At 45.2% G+C, this 20,792-nt stretch carries 20 protein-coding genes; 7 read left to right on the top strand and 13 right to left on the bottom strand.

Annotation, left to right across the window (positions count from 1 at the left end; all coding sequences use genetic code 11):
• Nucleotides 1-61 precede the first annotated feature (61 nt).
• From nhaD to tkt, 6 genes are all read right to left on the bottom strand, one after another.
• Nucleotides 62-1,531 (bottom strand): sodium:proton antiporter NhaD, encoded by a 1,470-nt coding sequence (gene nhaD, locus H9J30_RS18370; protein WP_240132330.1) that lies wholly within the window; start codon nucleotides 1,529-1,531, stop codon nucleotides 62-64.
• 240 nt (nucleotides 1,532-1,771) lie between these two features.
• Nucleotides 1,772-2,509 carry a DUF481 domain-containing protein gene (locus H9J30_RS18365; RefSeq protein ID WP_011071214.1) on the bottom strand — a complete coding sequence of 246 codons (738 nt, stop codon included), beginning with the start codon at nucleotides 2,507-2,509 and terminating at the stop codon, nucleotides 1,772-1,774.
• A 136-nt stretch (nucleotides 2,510-2,645) separates the two neighbouring features.
• On the bottom strand, nucleotides 2,646-3,713 hold the full coding sequence (fba, locus tag H9J30_RS18360; protein ID WP_011071213.1) for a class II fructose-bisphosphate aldolase: 1,068 nt from the start codon (nucleotides 3,711-3,713) through the stop codon (nucleotides 2,646-2,648).
• Between the two features lie 198 nt (nucleotides 3,714-3,911).
• On the bottom strand, nucleotides 3,912-5,087 hold the full coding sequence (locus H9J30_RS18355; RefSeq protein ID WP_240132329.1) for a phosphoglycerate kinase: 1,176 nt from the start codon (nucleotides 5,085-5,087) through the stop codon (nucleotides 3,912-3,914).
• Nucleotides 5,088-5,219: 132 nt separating this feature from the next.
• A complete protein-coding gene (gene epd / locus H9J30_RS18350; protein WP_240132328.1) occupies nucleotides 5,220-6,236 on the bottom strand; it encodes an erythrose-4-phosphate dehydrogenase in 1,017 nt (338 codons plus the stop codon).
• Between the two features lie 128 nt (nucleotides 6,237-6,364).
• A complete protein-coding gene (gene tkt / locus H9J30_RS18345; RefSeq protein WP_240132327.1) occupies nucleotides 6,365-8,359 on the bottom strand; it encodes a transketolase in 1,995 nt (664 codons plus the stop codon).
• Between the two features lie 475 nt (nucleotides 8,360-8,834).
• On the opposite strand from tkt, the gene metK reads away from it, so the two are divergent.
• Nucleotides 8,835-9,986 (top strand): methionine adenosyltransferase, encoded by a 1,152-nt coding sequence (metK, locus tag H9J30_RS18340; RefSeq protein WP_240132326.1) that lies wholly within the window; start codon nucleotides 8,835-8,837, stop codon nucleotides 9,984-9,986.
• Nucleotides 9,987-10,131: 145 nt separating this feature from the next.
• On the opposite strand, the gene H9J30_RS18335 is transcribed toward metK, so the two are convergent.
• From H9J30_RS18335 to H9J30_RS18325, 3 genes are all read right to left on the bottom strand, one after another.
• Complete coding sequence (locus tag H9J30_RS18335) at nucleotides 10,132-11,085, bottom strand: sensor domain-containing diguanylate cyclase (RefSeq protein WP_240132325.1); 954 nt, start codon at nucleotides 11,083-11,085, stop codon at nucleotides 10,132-10,134.
• Nucleotides 11,086-11,656: 571 nt separating this feature from the next.
• Nucleotides 11,657-11,998: a hypothetical protein gene (locus H9J30_RS18330; protein WP_240132324.1), complete on the bottom strand. Its 342-nt coding sequence runs from the start codon at nucleotides 11,996-11,998 to the stop codon at nucleotides 11,657-11,659.
• Complete coding sequence (locus H9J30_RS18325) at nucleotides 11,991-14,003, bottom strand: EAL domain-containing protein (RefSeq protein WP_240132323.1); 2,013 nt, start codon at nucleotides 14,001-14,003, stop codon at nucleotides 11,991-11,993. Before H9J30_RS18325 ends, H9J30_RS18330 begins: the two co-directional genes overlap by 8 nt.
• A gap of 302 nt (nucleotides 14,004-14,305) precedes the next feature.
• Here H9J30_RS18325 and H9J30_RS18320 point away from each other — a divergent pair, with 302 nt between their 5' ends.
• Complete coding sequence (locus tag H9J30_RS18320) at nucleotides 14,306-14,464, top strand: hypothetical protein (protein ID WP_240132322.1); 159 nt, start codon at nucleotides 14,306-14,308, stop codon at nucleotides 14,462-14,464.
• Between the two features lie 65 nt (nucleotides 14,465-14,529).
• On the top strand, nucleotides 14,530-15,453 hold the full coding sequence (locus H9J30_RS18315; protein ID WP_240132321.1) for an IS5 family transposase: 924 nt from the start codon (nucleotides 14,530-14,532) through the stop codon (nucleotides 15,451-15,453).
• Between the two features lie 67 nt (nucleotides 15,454-15,520).
• On the opposite strand, the gene H9J30_RS18310 is transcribed toward H9J30_RS18315, so the two are convergent.
• Nucleotides 15,521-16,063 (bottom strand): GNAT family N-acetyltransferase, encoded by a 543-nt coding sequence (locus H9J30_RS18310; protein WP_427915931.1) that lies wholly within the window; start codon nucleotides 16,061-16,063, stop codon nucleotides 15,521-15,523.
• 154 nt (nucleotides 16,064-16,217) lie between these two features.
• Between H9J30_RS18310 and H9J30_RS18305 the strand changes: the two genes are divergently transcribed.
• The gene (locus tag H9J30_RS18305; RefSeq protein ID WP_240132319.1) at nucleotides 16,218-17,231 is read left to right on the top strand and encodes a GGDEF domain-containing protein; all 1,014 of its coding nucleotides are present in this window, start codon (nucleotides 16,218-16,220) and stop codon (nucleotides 17,229-17,231) included.
• A 13-nt stretch (nucleotides 17,232-17,244) separates the two neighbouring features.
• Here the strand turns inward: H9J30_RS18305 and H9J30_RS18300 are convergent, their stop codons facing one another.
• A complete protein-coding gene (locus H9J30_RS18300; RefSeq protein ID WP_240132318.1) occupies nucleotides 17,245-17,478 on the bottom strand; it encodes a hypothetical protein in 234 nt (77 codons plus the stop codon).
• A gap of 70 nt (nucleotides 17,479-17,548) precedes the next feature.
• On the opposite strand from H9J30_RS18300, the gene H9J30_RS18295 reads away from it, so the two are divergent.
• Nucleotides 17,549-17,965, top strand: a complete 417-nt coding sequence (locus H9J30_RS18295) for an META domain-containing protein (RefSeq protein ID WP_240132317.1) — start codon at nucleotides 17,549-17,551, stop codon at nucleotides 17,963-17,965.
• Between the two features lie 55 nt (nucleotides 17,966-18,020).
• On the opposite strand, the gene H9J30_RS18290 is transcribed toward H9J30_RS18295, so the two are convergent.
• Nucleotides 18,021-19,343 (bottom strand): dicarboxylate/amino acid:cation symporter, encoded by a 1,323-nt coding sequence (locus H9J30_RS18290; RefSeq protein WP_240132316.1) that lies wholly within the window; start codon nucleotides 19,341-19,343, stop codon nucleotides 18,021-18,023.
• 100 nt (nucleotides 19,344-19,443) lie between these two features.
• Between H9J30_RS18290 and H9J30_RS18285 the strand changes: the two genes are divergently transcribed.
• A complete protein-coding gene (locus H9J30_RS18285) occupies nucleotides 19,444-19,599 on the top strand; it encodes a hypothetical protein (protein ID WP_240132315.1) in 156 nt (51 codons plus the stop codon).
• A gap of 171 nt (nucleotides 19,600-19,770) precedes the next feature.
• Here the strand turns inward: H9J30_RS18285 and H9J30_RS18280 are convergent, their stop codons facing one another.
• Nucleotides 19,771-20,067: a hypothetical protein gene (locus tag H9J30_RS18280; RefSeq protein ID WP_240132314.1), complete on the bottom strand. Its 297-nt coding sequence runs from the start codon at nucleotides 20,065-20,067 to the stop codon at nucleotides 19,771-19,773.
• A 223-nt stretch (nucleotides 20,068-20,290) separates the two neighbouring features.
• Here H9J30_RS18280 and H9J30_RS18275 point away from each other — a divergent pair, with 223 nt between their 5' ends.
• On the top strand, nucleotides 20,291-20,734 hold the full coding sequence (locus H9J30_RS18275) for a GNAT family N-acetyltransferase (RefSeq protein WP_240132313.1): 444 nt from the start codon (nucleotides 20,291-20,293) through the stop codon (nucleotides 20,732-20,734).
• The last annotated feature ends 58 nt before the right edge of the window (nucleotides 20,735-20,792 follow it).

Raw genomic sequence — 20,792 nt, 5'->3', positions numbered from 1 at the left:
TTACATCAATAAAAAATTAAATGCTAAAAGAGCACATTGATACAACATGATTCATTTGTTCTTAAAACATTGCAGCATTGAGCCACATATGTACTAAAATGCTCGCGACATAACCCAGCGCAATGACAGGTGTCCAACGTAAGTGAGCGCCGAAGGTGTAAATCCCCCTCGCTTGTCCCATTAGTGCAACCCCTGCAGCACTGCCAATTGACAATAAACTGCCCCCAACCCCAGCGGTTAACGTTACCAGTAACCATTGGCCTAAGGCCATCTCGGGGTTCATCGTCAACACTGCAAACATCACCGGAATATTATCAACAACCGAAGACAACAGACCGATGGCTACGTTGGCATAGGTCGCATCCCAATTGGAATATAAGGCCTCAGACACTAAGCTCAAGTAACCCATGAAGCCTAGGCCGCCAACACACAAAACCACACCGTAGAAGAACAGTAAGGTATCCCATTCAGCGCGGGAGATACGGCTAAACACATCGAAGGGCACCACACTACCAAGCTGCTGAAGACGCTGCTCGTCCTGACGCAATTCCGCTTTGGCACGTTCACGGGCAACGGAGCGATCAAAGGTCTTACGCAGGTAATAACCAAAGAATTGTAAGAAACCAAGACCTGTCATCATCCCAAGCACAGGCGGCATACCAAGGAAGGAGTGAGCACACACCGCGGTAGCAATTGTCAGCAAGAAGAGGGCGACGATACGTTTAGCGCCAGGTTTAGTGTAAACCTGCTCTTTTTCAGGTTGAGGTATATAGTGCGGAATGAATATACTCATGATCGCAGCAGGTAAGGCAAAATTGACTAGTGCAGGAATAAACAGATGGAAGAAATCCGCAAAATGCACTAAGCCCTTTTGCCACACCATCAAGGTAGTGATATCTCCAAAGGGACTAAATGCACCGCCCGCATTGGCCGCCACCACAATATTAATACAAGCGAGTGTAATGAATTTTCGCTGTCCAGCCCCAACTTTCATTACCACAGCGCACATTAATAACGCCGTAGTTAAGTTATCAGCCACGGGCGAAATAAAGAAAGCCATAAAACCCGTTAGCCAAAAAACAGTTCGCAGGCTAAAACCACGTCCCACTAACCAGCCACGAATGGCATCGAATAAATTACGTTCTTCCATGGCATTGATATACGTCATCGCCACCAATAAGAAGAGTAATAACTCGGCATATTCTAATAAATTGTGCTTAAAGGCCGTCTCAGAAACCTCTGACATACCATTTTGCACATACACAAAACCTATCATGCCCCAAATAATGCCAGCTGCGACCAACACGGGTTTGGATTTACGCAGATGCAGTGTCTCTTCGGCCATCACCAATAAATAAGCGAGCACGAAGACACACACGGCAATATAACCCACTGTTGCAGCGGTTAAATCGAGCCGTTCACCTCCTGCGGTCATCGCCCAAACTGCGGGTGAGAATCCGCTCAATATTGCAACACAGCATAGGCTCAACATCGCCACGCCACTGTTTCTAAACCACCGCTGTAATTTCATCAAAGTTGATCTCTGCAAGGGAAATTAGTTCGCAAATTACCATAGCTCGTGTTCTGTAAATTTTGACAAAACGCAACTTTCTATGCATTTCCTGATAACCAAAGGCTCTTACAACATTAATTTTTGTATAACTACAGACATACCTAATAAAGACCTTACTAACTTTGTTTCAAGTTAGTCTAAAAATAGCCAATAAAAAAGCACCTTTCGGTGCTTTTATGTTGATAGCAATCACATTGATTAGAACGAATAGAGCAAAGTCATATTCGTTTCAGTATCGGTGCTCTTTTTATCGTCCAGCGGCTCACTGTTATAACGTACGATAATGGCAAACTTCATCGCCAAGGCACCAATAATATTGGCAGTGAGTGAGGTTTCTGAGCGCGCGTCTAATTTTTCACCATAGTCAGCCACAAAACGTTGCTGGAATTTTGAGGTTTCAGTGATTTCAGTTTCGAAGTTAATCACGCCGTGGGCAACAACGCTGTCATTAGAATCAGTGCCTTCTAGCAGGGCCTGTTCTGAATCAAGGCGTTGATAGATATAACCGGGACCGATTTCAACATCTAAGAAAGTCTTGCTGGTGTCCAAGAGTCTATGACCATAACCCGTTGCACCCGATAAGGTGTAGTCATAACCGGTAAAGGGATCAACTTCGTAATTAGCATTGGCAAACCAATAACTGCGGTCATTCATCTTATAGTTGCCCTGCGCACCGGCTAAATAACGCTTAGCAGTCACAGCACCCGTATCTTCTTTATATAAACCTTCTAAAAGATATTGGTTTTCCCAGTCACCTAATTCGTGTTTGAAGTTTAAGCGACCTTTGTAAGATGAGGTGTCAGTATTGCCTGTGGTTAAGGTAGCACCTAGCTCGGCTTCGCCTGCAAATGTCTTATCACCTTTAACAAAATCAGCTCCCGCATTCGCCATAAATGGCGCCGTCATCAATAGTGCCGCGGTCAGTACTTTCTTCATGTTTATCCGTTCCTGTTCCGTTTAATCCCCTAAAAATCTGCGCAATACTAACATTTACAATTGAAAAATAAAAATTCACCGATTTTTTGCATAAAAAAGCCCGCTAATCAGCGGGCTCTGAAAAGTGATTTAAGGCTTACAGATTGATCTTAGGATCTAAGGCACCTGATTGATAAGCTTTGTACATTGCCTGTAGAGACAAAGGCTTAATCTTAGAAGCTTGACCCGCACAACCAAAGGCTTCGTAGCGAACGGTACAGATGTCTGCCATCGCTTCCATAGAGGCTTTTAGGAATTTACGTGGGTCGAACTCGCTTGGGTGTTCGGCCAAGTATTTACGTACCGCACCGGTAGAGGCTAAACGCAGGTCAGTATCGATGTTCACTTTACGCACACCGTGTTTGATACCTTCAACGATTTCTTCTAATGGCACGCCGTAAGTTTCAGGAATTTGACCACCGTATTGGTTGATGATCTTAAGCCATTCTTGTGGCACTGAAGATGAACCGTGCATAACCAAGTGAGTGTTAGGAATGCGGGCATGGATTTCTTTGATGCGATCAATTCGCAGTACATCACCCGTTGGTTTACGGCTGAACTTGTATGCACCGTGGCTGGTACCAATTGCAATCGCCAGCGCGTCAACATGGGTATCAGCAACAAAGCGTGCCGCTTCTTCTGGGCTGGTCAGCAGTTGGTCGTGGCTTAATACGCCTTCAGCGCCCACACCGTCTTCTTCACCAGCAGTACCGGTTTCTAAGCTGCCTAAACAACCGATTTCACCCTCGACAGACACACCACAAGCGTGGGCGAAAGCAACGGTTCTACGAGTCACATCAACGTTGTACTCGTAAGAAGCTGGGGTTTTACCGTCGGCCATTAATGAACCGTCCATCATGACTGATGACATACCTAATTGGATAGAACGCTGACAAATATCAGGATCAGTACCATGGTCCTGGTGGATACAGACTGGGATATCGGGATACTGCTCAAGTGCAGCCGTCATCAGGTATTTTAAGAACTGAGGACGCGCATATTTACGCGCACCCGCAGAGGCTTGCACGATAACAGGGCTGTCTGTGGCTTCTGCGGCCTGCATGATGGCGCGCATTTGCTCAAGGTTGTTTACGTTGAACGCTGGCACACCGTATCCATGTTCTGCCGCGTGATCGAGTAGTTGTCGTAGGGAAATTAACGCCATTTTTTAACTCCAATAATAGGGTGACTTCACATTCACGCTGGGTCACCGAGGTCGCTATCGTTTGGATGGATTTTTATGCTCAATCGCTCTAGTGATGTTTAAATCCCTTTAGAGAATGAGCGGTTTTTTTATAATTTTTTTATCATTTTTTGTGCTGTCGCGGCGCAGTGCCGCGACAGCGCAATACCTAACTCAATGTTAGGCACCGCGTTTTTTCAGCATAGCTACAGCGGGTAACTCTTTACCTTCGAGGAACTCGAGGAAAGCACCACCGCCCGTAGAGATATAAGAAACTTTATCAGCGATACCGTATTTATCGACTGCCGCTAAGGTGTCACCACCGCCAGCGATAGAGAAAGCTTTAGAATCAGCGATAGCTTGTGCGATACGCTTAGTGCCTTCACCAAATTGGTCGAATTCGAACACACCCACAGGGCCGTTCCATACGATAGTACCAGCAGATTCAATGATTTTCGCTAAGGCTTCGGCACTGTCGGGGCCGATGTCAAAAATCATATCGCTATCGCCAACCTCACTCACCGCTTTTAGGGTCGCTGCGGCAGTTGGGCTAAACTCACCCGCCACAACCACATCGGTAGGCACAGGAATGTCGCCACCGCGGCTTTGGGCGTTCGCCACTAAGCGCTTAGCTTCATCAATTAAATCCGCTTCGTATAAGGATTTACCTACATTGTGACCCGCCGCAGCGATAAAGGTGTTGGCGATACCACCGCCAACCACTAATTGATCCACAATGCCGGATAAACTTTCTAGTACAGTCAGCTTAGTTGACACTTTAGAGCCACCAACAATCGCCACTAATGGGCGCGCTGGATTATCTAACGCCTTACCTAAAGCATCTAATTCTTGTGCTAATAATGGGCCTGCACAAGCAATTGGCGCGTATAAACCAACGCCATTGGTTGAGGCTTCTGCGCGGTGAGCCGTGCCGAAAGCATCCATCACATACACATCACATAACGCCGCCATCTTCTGAGAGAGTGCTTCGTCGTTTTTCTTCTCGCCTTTGTTAAAGCGAACGTTTTCAAACACAACCACTTCGCCTACCGCGACTTCAACGCCGTCTAAATAGTCGGTCGCTAAGCGCACAGAGCAAGACAGGGCTTTGGCCAAGTAATCGACCACAGGTTGCATGGAGAATTCGCTGTTGTATTCACCTTCGGTTGGACGCCCCAAGTGAGACATCACCATCACAGCCGCGCCTTTGGCAAGGGCTAACTCGATAGTGGGGAGAGAGGCTCTAAGGCGTGCATCACTGGTGACGACGCCGTTGCTGACTGGCACATTGAGATCTTCACGAATAAGCACTCGCTTACCTTGGAGATCTAAATCTGACATATTGATAATTGCCATGGTAACGCTTCCTTTTATAATCAAAAAAACAAACTGGTTTTTCATCAATCGGTTAGTGTAGTTAGCAACTCGGCACTCGACATCCCGTCGAATTGGCCACTAGGCTTAACCCATTGGTATCAATTCTTATCTTCAGCTTTGTTTAGCTGCAATCATCGCCAAACTGGTATCCAGCATACGATTGGCAAAGCCCCACTCGTTATCGCACCACAGCAACAGTTTAACCAACTGCCCTGCGCTCACTCGAGTCTGGGTGCCATCGACAATACTGGAGCGTGGATCATGGTTAAAATCACAGGATACCAGCGGCTCGTCAGTATAGCCTAAGATGCCGTTAAATCGTCCATTGGCTGCCAATTCTAACACTTGATTGACGGTCGCAATATCCACTGTTTTATCTAATGTTACCGAAAGATCGATAGCGGTAACGTTGATCGTGGGAACGCGCACCGAAATCGCCTCAAACTTGTCCTTCATATGCGGCAAAATCCGCTCGATACCGCGGGCAAGTTTAGTGTCGACGGGGATGATTGACTGACCCGCAGCTCGGGTGCGGCGTAAGTCATCATGATAGGCATCAATCACTTGCTGATCGTTCATCGCCGAATGAATGGTGGTAATCGCGCCGCTTTTCACGCCAAAGTGTTTATCGAGTACATCAATCACAGGCACGATACAGTTGGTGGTGCATGAGGCATTCGAGACCACAGTATGCTCGGCGCGCAGTAAATCCTGATTCACGCCATAAACGATTGTGGCATCGACATCGGCCGATGAAGGATGACTAATTAAGACTTGTTTGGCACCCGCTTGAATATGGGCTTCGCAGCTTTGGCGATCTAAGATGGCACCTGTGGCTTCATAGACGATATCAATATCCAACTCACGCCAAGGAAGTTTTGCCGGATCCGGCTCGTGAAAAATCTTGATAGCATCGTCGCCGATCTGCATCTGCCCATCGACTAATTTGACTCTGGGCTGAAACCGCCCGTGGGTAGTATCGTACTGGGTCAGATGAACAATGGCTTCGGGCTTAGCCAACTCGTTTATCGCGACAATTTGGATTTGCTGGCGTTTTCCGGACTCATATAAAGCGCGAAGGATTGAGCGGCCAATACGACCATAACCATTGATTGCGACTCGGATCATTGAGGTCTTTATTTCCTCTTAACAATACTGCATATACAAAAACGGCCTGCAAACGATTGCAGGCCGCATTATACAGATTAACCTTTCAAAAGTTTAACCTTTTGTCGGTAATCCCATCACCTAAACAATTAGCCTAGTGATTTTGCAGCGTTCAGCACATTTTCAACGGTGAAACCGAAGTGCTTCAGCAGCACGTTGCCTGGCGCAGACTCACCAAAGGTAGTCATGCCGACAACTGTGCCTTCAAAACCAACATACTTGTACCAGAAGTCAGTATGGGCCGCTTCGATAGCGATACGTTTAGTCACGGCTTTTGGCAGTACAGATTCTTTGTAAGCAGCATCTTGCTTATCAAACTCAGTGTTTGATGGCATAGAAACCACGCGAACTTGTTTGCCTTGTTCAGTCAGAGCCGCAGCAGCTTCGACCGCCAATTGCACTTCACTACCGGTAGCGATCAGAATGTACTCAGGCGTACCTGCACAGTCTTGCAGTACGTAAGCGCCTTTTGCCACATTCGCTAATTGCTCAGCAGTGCGTGCTTGAGCCTTCAGGTTTTGACGGCTGAAGACTAGCGATGTTGGAGCATGGCGACGTTCGATAGCCGCTTTCCATGCCACGGCAGTTTCGGCCGCGTCACAGGGGCGCCATACCGCCATGTTTGGCGTCATACGCAGGTTAGCCAATTGCTCAACCGGTTGGTGAGTTGGACCATCTTCACCTTGACCGATAGAGTCATGGGTGTAAACGAAGATATTTTGAATACCCATCAGTGCAGACATACGTACAGCGTTACGGGCGTATTCCATGAACATCATGAAAGTCGCGCCGTAGTTGATGAAACCACCGTGCAGAGACACACCGTTCATAATACCGCTCATACCGAATTCACGCACACCGTAGTACACGTAGTTACCCGCTGGATCGTCTTGAATCCCTTTAGAACCTGCCCACAGGGTCAGGTTAGAACCCGCTAAGTCAGCACTGCCGCCTAACAGTTCTGGCAGCATAGCGCCAAAGGCTGCAATCGCGTTTTGTGACGCTTTACGGCTCGCAATGCCTTCGCCTTTGGCTTGGCATTCGTGGATAAAGGCTTGTGCTTTGGCTTCGAAATCAGCTGGTAATTCACCTTTCAGAACGCGGCGCTCGTATTCGCTTGCCAGTTCTGGGTATGCAGCAGCGTAAGCGGCAAACTTGTCGTTCCATGCAGCTTCACGCTCAGCACCCACTTCTTTCGCATCCCAACCAGCGTATACGTCGGCAGGAATTTCGAATGGCGCATGTGGCCAGCCTAAGAATTCACGGGCTGCAGCGATTTCTGCATCACCTAATGGTGCGCCGTGGCAATCGTGGCTGCCAGATTTGTTTGGCGAACCAAAACCGATAATGGTTTTGCAGCAGATCATGGTTGGTTTGTCGGTCACAGCTTTTGCCGCTTCGATAGCTGCGCGGATCGCATCGCTGTCGTGACCATCGACGTTAGCAATTACGTGCCAGCCGTATGATTCAAAACGTTTTGGCGTGTCATCGGTAAACCAGCCTTCAACATGGCCGTCGATAGAGATGCCATTGTCATCCCAAAATGCGATCAGTTTGCCTAGACCTAAAGTACCAGCCAAAGAACACGCTTCGTGGGAAATACCTTCCATCAAGCAGCCATCGCCGAGGAAGCAGTAAGTGTAGTGGTCAACAATCTCATGACCTTCACGGTTAAACTGTGCCGCTAAGGTTTTTTCTGCAATCGCCATACCCACAGCGTTGCTGATCCCCGCACCTAATGGACCCGTGGTGGTTTCAACACCTGGGGTGTAACCATATTCTGGGTGACCTGGGGTTTTAGAATGTAACTGACGGAATTGCTTCAGTTCATCCATTGGCAGATCGTAGCCAGTGAGGTGTAATAAAGAGTAGATCAGCATAGAGCCGTGACCGTTAGAGAGGATAAAGCGATCTCTATCTACCCATTTCGGATTGTTCGGGTTGTGCTTAAGGAAATCATTCCACAGCACTTCAGCAATATCTGCCATGCCCATTGGGGCGCCAGGGTGGCCTGAGTTTGCTTTTTGAACTGCATCCATACTTAACGCACGGATTGCGTTGGCGAGTACTTTACGGGAAGACATGCTCTCTCCTGCTTAATTTGTGGGGTCTAGCGGGCAATTTGGACGCATATTTTCCCCTACATAGCGAAGCGACGCAAACGAAAATTCATCACAATCTCGCCTTCCCGCCCGCAATAGGACTTTTTACGATAAAAATAGCTTAAGGATGAACTATTCAAGCTAAGGCTTCGTACTTTATGTTGCTATGACAATACTCTGTACGATTTTTCCCAAAGTTCATCTGGGTGGAAAAGAGGAAATGCCGCCGCGCATCCTTAGCGGAATAAGATGGATTTTAAACACTTTTAATTAATTATTTTCAATCAGTTAAATGACAAAAATGCTTTTTAGTTCAAATTTTAAAGCTGAGATTTACCTCACTAAGTACAGAAATATTTAGCTTTGGGGGTGTCATGGCGATGAAATTCCACTAAAATAGCCGTCTAGATGTAGATGCTTCTACACGTTTGATTGCTAACAACGAGATTTTCCTACTATGGCAAAGCACTTGTTTACTTCTGAGTCGGTCTCAGAAGGTCATCCCGATAAAATTGCAGATCAGATTTCTGATGCTGTGCTAGACGCGATTCTGGCCCAAGATCCTAAAGCACGTGTCGCGTGCGAAACGTATGTCAAAACTGGCATGGTATTAGTAGGTGGCGAAGTGACCACCTCTGCCTGGGTTGATATTGAAGAGCTGACCCGTAAAACGGTTCGTGAAATTGGTTATGTCCACTCAGATATGGGCTTCGATGCCGATTCTTGCGCAGTATTAAACGCGATTGGTAAACAGTCCCCAGACATCAACCAGGGTGTTGACCGCGCCGATCCAAAAGAGCAAGGTGCCGGCGACCAAGGTTTAATGTTTGGTTATGCCAGCAACGAAACTGACATTCTGATGCCAGCGCCTATCACTTATGCCCACGCATTAGTGAAGCGTCAATCAGAAGTGCGTAAAGATGGCACCCTGCCATGGTTACGCCCAGATGCGAAAAGCCAAGTCACCTTCGCCTACGAAGACAACAAGATTGTTGGTATCGATGCGATCGTGTTGTCTACCCAACACAGCCCTGATATCGCCCAAGCGGATTTGATTGAAGGCGTGATGGAAACCATCATCAAGCCAGTTCTGCCAGCACAATGGCTGAACAAGGACACTAAATACTTCATCAACCCAACTGGCCGCTTCGTTATCGGTGGTCCAATGGGTGACTGTGGTTTAACCGGTCGTAAGATCATCGTGGATACCTACGGTGGTATGGCGCGTCACGGCGGTGGAGCTTTCTCGGGTAAAGACCCGTCAAAAGTTGACCGTAGTGCGGCCTATGCTGCCCGTTACGTTGCGAAAAACATCGTAGCAGCAGGCTTAGCGGACCGTTGTGAGATCCAAGTGTCTTACGCTATCGGTGTGGCTGAACCAACGTCTATCAGCGTTGAGACCTTCGGTACAGGTAAAGTATCTGAAGAAGTCTTAATCAAATTAGTCCGTCAACACTTCGACCTGCGCCCATACGGCCTGACTGAAATGTTGAACTTAGCTCGTCCAATTTACCAAGCGACTGCCGCTTATGGTCACTTTGGTCGCAGTGAATTCCCATGGGAAGCGACAGATAAAGCCGAAGCACTACGCGCTGATGCAGGTCTGTAAACTGCATTAAGCTTGTAAACTTAAGCATAAAAAACCGCCTAACGGCGGTTTTTTTGCTCTATGTTCAAGCTGCTACGTCTCGCGTTTCAAACCATGCCGCGACCATCGCGCTTACACATCAGATACACATCTGATTCTGTGCCAATTACTCCGTAAAACTAGGCTCACTATGCACTCCATGGCAACAATTTTTACCCGATCGTTTAGCGACATATAACGCGGCATCGGCGGCAGTAAGCAACTGAGTTTCTGACTCGCCAAGATTGGCATAGAGCGTTGCTACACCGATACTCGCGCTCAATCGAATATCCCCCTGAATAACAAAATCCAACGCTTTGATCGCTCGGCAAATCTCTCCAGCAATATGCAGTGCATTTTCTCTATCAGTATTCCCAAGGATTAACGCAAACTCGTCTCCCCCAAACCGACAAGGTAAGTCAGCTGGGCGCTGACAAAAAGACTTCAATATCCGTCCCACCATCTGTAGTGAATCGTCTCCCGCCTGATGGCCGAGATGATCATTACAGGTTTTAAAGTTATCCAAATCCAGCATAATAAGGGAAAGCGGTGTCTGTTCTCGCTGACTTCGACGCCACTCATTGTGCAAAAAACGGCTAAATAAGCGTCGATTGGCTAATCCCGTTAATGGATCATGCTCCGAAAGATCCGCGATTTCTAACTCTAGCAACTTACGCTCAGTAATATTGATATGGGAAATGGCATAAAACTCCGGCTCGAGTCCTTTAACAGCAACGACTCGCATCATGAAATATCGACATATATCAGGACTATGGCAGGGATATTCCATATAAAAACGTTCTTGCTCATGTTGAATGACACGGCGAATGCCCTCCATTGCCGTCAGTGCAAGCGGCTCATCAGAGCTTGCACAAACATTGATATAATTAGTCCCTATCCAGTTGTGGCCCTTCGGCATGCCATTTTGTTCCGCAAACCGATTCCATGAAAGATTGGTAAATTGAATGACACCATTCCGGTCAATGACTGAAATTTGATCCTCCAATGAGTCTAATAGGGCAGCGAGTAGTTTTGCATGCTCTACAAAATACGAACCATCACTCCACTCATCATTTGCCATGGCAGCATCCATCCTGCAGCTAGAAGTAACATACTCTATCCATAGATAATCGGATTAAGTAAAGCAGCTAAATCCAAGTTAGCCAAGGCCACACATACCTTCAAAGAGGTACACAATGACATACGCAAGCTAACGCCTAAAAAAGTTCGAGCCTATGCACTGTAAGAGGAAAATTTTATGCTTCGAGATTGAAGTATTTAATTAGGGCGTGTTGACGTTTCGAGATTAGATTTTGTTTGTTCTTGCAAGCACGTGCTCGCGAAACGAGGAATGATGTGTCGTTATTCTACTCAAAATGACGAGCGGCTCTTATGGAAAGTAACAGCAAGGGCTTGCCAGACGAACCCTTCGGGCGGCATTTAGATGGCTTTTCTGCCGCGTTATCGTCCGTTTATGTAGAATAACTACACGACACGGACTTTGCCTTGCATAAAAGCCAGCCAAATTGCTGCAAAAATAACCCTAAAATGTCAACACGCCCTAGCCAGATGAATTCCACGAGCCATATAACATGACGGTACACTTAAATGAATTTAGTTACTGCAATGGATATTGGGTAAACACTTACCCCTTAGCAATGATCAAAATGGGCGTTTTGCATACACAGCAGATTTATCTGAGCAGAAGATAACAAGGCACACTCCTGTAAACCGATAATCTTCGCGCGCCGAACGTCATCATCGGTCACGCGAATAATGTCGGCATTGTAGGCATTTGTCCTGCCACAATCGAGCCAACAATCATCAAGTTGAACCCAATAATGGCTGCGAATATCACCACAATCGACCTCAAATCCCTTGGCCTGAAATTGTTGCAATGAACACTCGGATAACAACACTCGCAGAGTGTCCCATGCAGATAAATTGGTTTGCGCATAATTAGTTAACAAGAAATCAACCAAAATCTTACTCACTATTCCTCTCCAACCAAAAAGCTTTAGCTTCAGACCCAAGCATAGCCTTAGCGTATAGCCAGCCCTGCACATAAGTAACACCTGCTTCTTTTACAAATTTGGCTTCAATACCGGTTTCTACACCTTCTGCAGTTAAGCAAAAACCTAAACTGCTACAAAGTTCACAAATTTGTAGATATAAAATACGGCCTTGGGGTTCGCTAGTATTGGCAAGGATACTACGGTCTAACTTAATACCATCGACGTTAATTCTACTCAATAGGCTTAAACTCGAAAATCCAGTGCCAAAATCATCTAACCAAAATCTAAACCCTCTCTGTTTAAGCTGTCGAATACTGCTATCAATTCTGCTTAAATCCAACATAAAAGCAGATTCTAACATCTCAATTTCAACTTGGTCAGCAACACTACCAAGCCTTTCTATCATTACGGCCAATAATTGTGTATCCGTAATATTATTAGGATCAATATTAATACTCACCTTGGGATAGAAATCTTCTAACGCCCATCGAGCAAGGTCTTCCGCAACAGTGTTAATCACAAAGCGGTCAATAATATGCGAATATCCTGCTCGCTGAAACGCATCGATAAAATAGGGTCCTTTTAAACGCCCATTCTCATCCTTCAAGCGAATGAGGGCCTCAAACCCGACGACTTTACCGTCAACCAAGGCAATTTTAGGCTGATAATGAAGCTGCAATTCTCCGGCTAATACTTCTTTAATCGTTTTTTCTAAATTAATTTCAGCCTTTAAAGATTCAGATTGTTTCTTGAGATAATGTACTTCGTTAATTTTTTCAATATCATCTTGAAACTGAACACGTTTTATCAATTCGTGGTCAAACTCATAGTGTTCACTCGTCAACGAAAAACGTCTCACAAAAGGTAAATAAATTAAAACACCAACGAAGATAAGAAAGCACTGAAAAAACACTGTACTCAGATGGCCACTTGCTATATATGCATTAATCAGTGGTGGCGTGATCCAAGGAAAACTATGGGTATCAAACTCAAGAATTCCTATACTAATTGCACTGTACGCCAATAGAAAATTGAGTGCTGGAGAAATAATAAATGGCAACAACAATCTTGGATTAAAAATAATCGGCAAACCATAAATAAGAATTTCATTTATGTTAAATACTGAAAATGGTATTGCAATTTTAGCAATATGCCTAGTTGCACTATCTTTTGAACCTATTAAAATTGCAATAATTAACGATAAAGTCGCACCACTTCCGCCATAAAGAATAAACAAATCCATAAATTGGCTTGAGGTTAGATTAGAAACAACCTCTGTTAAACCATTATCGACCCCAATTAAGAGTAAGTAAGCATTATCACCATGCACCCCAAAGATCCAAAGTGCATGGGTTAGCAGAATACGAATAAACAATTGAATTCCAATACTTGCAGTTTGCAAAGTATCAATCAGTGGTGAGAAAAACCAACTAAGTAACGTCGACGCCTCAGTAACAAGTACCAATATCGCAACAAAACAAATGACCACCGGAAAAAATATATTTAGATGCAGTTTTAAATAACGACTTAATGATTTTACTTTCACTAAGTCTAACCACTTCCAAGCAATCAATAAACGTAATAAATATGCTGTTAAAATCGGCAATAATACTAAACGAGGATCACTTAAAACCGCATTAACAAAATCAATACTGGCAGCCTCTCCTGTAGTAGGTACATGCAAAGCCAGTAAGACACTTAAGGATATTGAACATATAACAATGGCTGAAAGCTGGAGATACTTAGCAAAATGAAAGGAGAGCGATATCAACGCAAGTAACGGGAATATTTTTGCAAGCTGCACCGAAAAAAAAGTTAAGCCATTGAAAATGGCACTAGTCTGCCATTCAGGAGTCCAGACACTTAACAGGGCAATGATCAGTGACAGTAGTGAATTTATAAGAATAAATGGTAGTAACGCGATAAAAGATTCACGAACTGAGATAAGAAAACTTCTATCAAGAAACTTACGAAGCTCATACATATTAAAAAGGTTACTCTCAGCTAGTAGGTTAGTAAAACATAGCCGCTCAACCGGTTAGCGCGCAACCCAAGTCAAAAATACAGATTTTAAAAAGCAGAACCACTACCTAGCAGTATTGGAGACGAGAAAAGGGGCTGAGCTAGTACATCTGATAGCCAGCTCTCTTTGTCTTTCGTCGTTTCACGCCCCCTGACTAGGGCATGTTGACATTTAGAGATTAAATTTTGTTCGTTCTGGCAAGCTAGTGCTCGCGAAACGAGGAATGATGTGTCGTTATTCTACTCAAATGACGAGCGACTCTTATGACAGAAAGTAAGCGCAAGGGCTTGCCAGACGACCCCTTCGGGCAGCATTTGGCTGCAAAAATCCCCCTGAAACGTCCACACGCCCTAGCCAACACACAATATCAAATTTCGAAATGTCTACACGCCCTTGAAAAAGGAAAAGGCTTTATCTCCTAAATAAGTTGAACTAAAACCGTGACCGCAGATCTGATCGGCATCGCCTATCAACGTACCCATCAACCGTGTCAAAGCCTCGCTATAAAACAACCAACTGGAAGCAATACAACCAAGCCTTAATCAACCGCGGTTCACTTACCTTCTGGATTGATGAGGAGGCAATTGCTAAGTGGAAAGCCAAGGTCGAGCAGCCCAAGAAAGGTCGCCCTCAATTGTTTAGCGACTTAGCCATTACCACTGCGTTGATGGTTAAGCGTATTTTCTCTATGCCACTGAGAGCCTTACAGGGCTTTATCAATTCGGTGTTTAAACTGGGTGACATCCCATTATCTTGCCCGCATTACACCTGTATCAGTAAACGCGCGAAAACGGTCAATATTGCTTTTAAAACGAAGACTCGCGGTGCCATTGAGCACTTACCTATCGACTCAACAGGCTTGAAGGTCTATGGCGAAGGTGAGTGGAAAGTGAAGAAGCATGGCACAGATGGAAAGCGCCAAGTGTGGCGTAAACTGTATATTGCCGTAGATACACATAGCCATGAAATTATTGCCGCAGAACTCAGTTTATCAGGTGTAACAGACGCTGAAGTGATGCCCAATTTACTTAAGCAAACCCATCGAAAAATCCGCAATATCTCGGCTGATGGTGCTTACTACACGAAAGCCTGTCACGAAGCCGTTTGTCGAAAACGCGCTTTAGTGCTCATTCCACCTAGGGAAGGTGCTGCGCGATGGGAACAAAGGCATCCACGAAACTTAGCCGTCAGTTGGCAACTGCTTCATGGCTCAAATAAGCAATGGAAACAACGGTATGGTTATCATCGCCGCGAAATCTCAGAAACAGCCATGTACAGGATAAAACAACTGCTAGGAGGCACGTTGAGCATGCGGAATTATAACGCTCAGGTGGGAGAAGCTTACGCGATGATTAGGGCTTTGAACAAACTGACTGGGCTAGGTATGCCAGAAACCCACTATGTAGCTTGATATTTGAACAATGATGAGAGTTTGTTCGCTGACTCGATTTAGGAAACCAAGCCGCTAAAAACATTGACTATGAGCGAATATCAACAGACATAATATAATAATCCCTATCTGAAAAAGTAAAAAAATCTATAACTTGCATCTTTGCTTTGCGAGTATGCGCCGCTAAAGAACGTTCGTTTTCATCGGCGATAAAGGTCACCATATAATCAAAGCTAGGTGCAACTTCTCGATAAATCCCAGCGACAAGTGCCTCAAAAACCCCTTGGCCACGGTGAGCGTTATCAATCCAGATTGGACCGTATTGGCAGCTGTTTTGCACAGTTAATTGAGGACCATCGCCATTGATTCGGTTCAATCTTTTCAACAAATTGCGATAAATTGGCCAGGTATCAAAAAACGACCAACGTCCCGCAATCACATAACCTATAATGCGTCCGTGAATTTCAGCAACAACAATCCAATGCTTATCGATTAGCTGAGTTAATTCGTTACGATTAAATGCTTGCCCTTCCAAATTGACACCATTAGACATTAACTCATCATTGAGATGTTGGCGCTCTAAAGTGGCCAATGTATCAATATCTTGTTTGGTGGCTAATCGCGTTTGCAACATACATTATTCCAGAGTGAGCTAATGGGCCAGATTTTGGGTGCATAAGTATACTTAAATTAATACTAAAGACTTTAAGCTTTGGGAAAAAATTTGCTAATAGTGTCATTGTTTCCCACACTTATTGTATTGTAAGCCATCCAATTATCACTCTATGCTACCAGATACAATCAACCCAAAAATCAGTTTGCTAGACAACGATCTACTTCAAGTCAATTTAGGTCGTTGGATGCAACAATGCGAATTAATTAAAAGTTACTACAACGCTACTCATGTGTTTGTATTGCAGATAACGCAATCCGGTTTTGAAGTCATCGTTAGTTCCGCCAGTCAAGCGCCACTTTTTACCTCTGGCACACTTTTTCCAAGTAACTTTCCGCTCTTTGAAGCCTTAAAAAATAGCCCTTTAGATGGTGACTATCTGAATTTAAGCCGCTTTATGCTTGATGAACTCCCGAGGAATTTTGACGGCATTCAATTCATCTTATCTCGTCCTATCGCTTGGCCTGACGGCTGTCAGTTTGGTTCGTTATGTGTATTAAATCCCCATATGACCGCTCCTTTAAGCAACAGCGCCATGCTCGAGCCTTTCCAAATTCTGCTGCAGCAGGAATTATCCCTGCTATGTCAAAACCATCGAATCGAATCGCTGTCGATGCGCGATCAAGAAACCGGCATGCTCAACCATTATGGCTTTATGATGATGGCACCAAGGCAGCTCAATCTGGGGCGACGTTTTGGTGCCCACGCGGGGATAATCTTTTTTGAGTTAACTGAAGCAAAGCCACCGGAAGTCACTTTAGAAGAAAAACACCACAGGCTGCTGGGTAATTTGGTTCAAGATACTATTCGCACCGCCGATGTCGCCGCCCATTACAGTGCGACTCAATTTGTGGTGTTAGCCTTTGTTGATAATGAGCGCGATATTTTGCACATTATGAAACGGGTCGAAAAACAATTAGAGCAACAGAATCCCCATCTAAAACTCGATGCTAGCTATAGTTTTTTTACCCCAGAATCGACAGCCAAGTTAGCGCCCATGATGGAAGATGCGCGCTGCAAACTGAAATCCATGCAGCCAGAACCTGAACCAACGCCGACGAATCAAGCGACTAAGTTCGATGCCGAGCAGTATGATAATCCCGCCGCCGACTCGGCCGAGCTCTAGCTTTTACGCGCAATTAATCTTTAGAAAGCTCATCGTGACGTTTCGCCCATTGAATAAATAACACCACGGGATAAGGTGACATCAACACTAATCCTAAACCAATTAGGCTCGCTATCAGCAACATACCACTGATTTCTAGACTCCATTGGGTCAACATATAAAACCCAAGTCCACAAACTAACATTAAAACGCCTAACCAATGTAAAAACTTCAACAAATTCATAGTACTTTTAATGGCATCTGTCATATAAACCTCTTTTTATCTCTCGCTAAAGTTGTACACTATTGCCATGAATATGGAAGAAGGAACCGAGACAATGTTAAAACAAACATTTCTATTAAGCGCATTACTTTTTGGCTTAAGTGCATGTCAGAGCACAGACGTCGCCAAGCAGGACACAGTCCCATTACAGGGAAGATGGCATATTGAAGCAATCCAAGGTCAACCAACTGTGGATTACAGCCCTGCTCAAATCACCTTTGATGCCGAAGGTAAGATTTCAGGCAATAACAGCTGTAATAACTTTTTTGGTCAATACAGCCAGCAAGGGCAGGAGTTAAAAATCATCCCTGGCGGCAGCACCATGAAAGCCTGTGTCGATGCGCTGATGCAACAGGAGCATAAAGTGATGCAAGCCCTGCCATTGGTGGCTAAGGCCAAGCTAGTGCAAGGGCGTTTAACACTGCTTAGCAGCGACGATAAGCCCGTTTTAGTCTTAAGTCAGCTTAAATAAGCTGGCTAAGGTAATAAAAAACCGCCTACTTGGCGGTTTTTTATTATTCGATGAATTAACTGTTCATCGCGGTGTTTTCACTCGCGGCATTTTGCTCGGCAATCATAGCGCTCTGCACCATATCGGCATTGTAATGCTCCACATCGAGTTCATCTTCTGACTTAGCAATCACAGTCGTCGCGACTAAGTCGCCAGAAACGTTCACTACGGTACGTGCCATATCCAAAATACGGTCAATACCGGCAATCAAGGCCACACCTTCCAAGGGCAAGCCCACAGTCGAGAGTACTAAGGTCAACATGACTAACCCCGCACCAGGGACACCCGCCGTACCGATAGAAGCTAAGGTTGCCGTTAAAATAATGGTTAAATAATCAACCCAAGTTAAATCGATACCAAAGGCCTGCGCCACAAATAGTGCGGTTACGCCTTGATATAAGGCGGTGCCATCCATATTGATGGTCGTGCCTAAGGGCAAGACAAAGCTAGAGATCTTCTTGTTAACCCCGAGGTATTCACTCGCACACTTCATACTTGCGGGTAAAGTGCCTGCTGAACTTGAAGTGGTAAACGCCACCGCCATCGCATTGCTGATCCCCTTGAAAAAGTGCAAGGGATTAAGCTTGGCAAACAAGCGCAATACTATGCTGTAGAAACCTAACACATGGATAATACAGCCAATATAAACGGCGATAATGACTTTGATCAGCGGCCACAGCATATCAATACCGTATTCCCCCGCCACCCATGCCATCAAGCCAAACACACCATAGGGCGCAAGCTTCATCACCATATCGGTCAGCTTGTACATGGCCTCAGCAAGACTCTCAAATACTTTAATCGCAGGTTTGCCATGGTCGCCAATCAATACCAATGCAATCCCGAGTGCCACGGCAAAGACAATCACTTGCAGGATTTGACCACTGGCCAATGCAGCAACGGGGTTTGTTGGCACTATATCGATCAGCGTTTGCATCACCGAGGGCACTTCTTTGGCGGTATTAACCGCCTCATGCTGTAGTAACGGTACGCCAGCACCTGGCTGAATCACATAGCCCACACCCAAGCCTAGGCTTATCGCAATCGCAGTTGTACAGAGATAAAACGAAAAGGATTTAAAACCAATCCGCCCCATTTTGGCCGTGTCTTCCATAGAGGTGACACCGACAATTAAAGAACAAAATACTAAAGGCACAATCAGCATCTTGATGGTATTCACAAACAGCGTGCCGATAGGTTTTAGGTAGGAAGCCTGCTCGCCTAAAGTGACCCCCACCAGAATCCCGAGCACCATACCAACGAAAATTTGCAGCCACAGGGGCACTGACATCCAGGAAGACCAGATCCGGCCTAAGGCTGATGACCTTTGTTTTGACATGTTTATAACCTTGAATTTGAAATGATGATAGGGCGAAGCCTTATCCTTGGCGGGACTAACCTTCAATTAGCCAGCCGCGGAGTCTAACATAAGGAGTAAAATGCTAAGGATGATCTATGTCACGTTGACATCAACCGCTGCAAAATCCTCCGAAGGCGGAGCTTATACCAATCACATTAAATATCTAATCAGTTCAGAGCCTCACAGGCATCTCAATCCAAGGCGCATTGACGAAGAAATGGTTATTCCCTTTTAAGTCAATGTAACACGGGAGTGAGATGCCTGTGAGGCTCCCGAAGGGCGGGGTTGAACTGGCTTTATACTGCGTTTAAGGCTTAGGCAGAGCGCCACTATGCCTTCAAGCCTTCGCCTTGTCTAAAGCGCGTTTAACTCCCGCTGAATGAACAGATATTTAATACGATTGGTATTAAGCCTCAAATTGTGCCGAACGGACGGAGACGGCAAAACGTTGCCGATATAAGGATGCGGGCGGCTGCTCACACTCGATTAGATAACTCCAATAATCATCATCAAAACCGCTAAAGAGTGACTGATTATCCCCCTGAGATTTTAGGATTAAATACCACCAAACTAAGCCCCATAACCCAAAGGTAGTTAAGGTGAGCATAAAGTGCATCACATGATTAATTTGAAGCTCTTTTCGAACATCATGGGCTTGTAAAAACTTGGGTTTAAAGCGACGAGTTGATTTAACGAATCCCATAATCGCGACACTCTGGGCTGGTGAAAACCTTATTCAAGCCTAGCAGACTAGACTTTAGTCGTACAAAATTTAGGCGCAAAAAAATAGGGGTTATTGAGCATAAGCAAACTCGTCCTGATAAAGGCTTCTGTGCTACAGTGTGCCGCCTAACTCATTCCGATACATCAGCGTTATCCCCAAACACAAGAGCGGTAAATCCCATTAACCGCCGAGGAATTGTAATATGTTGATCCGTAAAGCCAAAGTGCAAGATCTCAGCGCATTAGTCCAATTTAATCAAGCGATGGCGCAGGAAACCGAAGGTCTTGTCTTAGATGAAACAACCCTTATTAAAGGCGTCAATACCCTACTGAATCACCCTGAAAAAGGCTTTTACCTGGTGGCTGAAATAGAAGGGGAAATTGTCGGCTCGCTAATGGTCACCTTCGAGTGGAGCGACTGGCGAGCCAAAGATTACTACTGGATCCAAAGCGTGTATATTCGCCCGCAAAATCGCCGTCAGGGGATTTATGGCAGACTTTATGCCGAAGTGAAACAACTAGCCGAAGCTAATGGCGGCGCCGCGAGCTTCCGCTTATATGTGGAGCAGGAAAATACAACCGCGCAACAAACCTATCAGGCATTAGGGATGAAGCAAAGTTACTATCTAATGTACGAAGAAAAGTAGTAAAAAAAAGATCGAGCAATGCTCGATCCTTTCTTTTAAAACGCTTATGTATCTCAGT

Origin of the sequence: Shewanella cutis (assembly GCF_022410515.1) — a bacterium.
GTDB lineage: Bacteria > Pseudomonadota > Gammaproteobacteria > Enterobacterales > Shewanellaceae > Shewanella > Shewanella cutis.
This window is presented reverse-complemented; position numbering and strand designations above follow the sequence as displayed.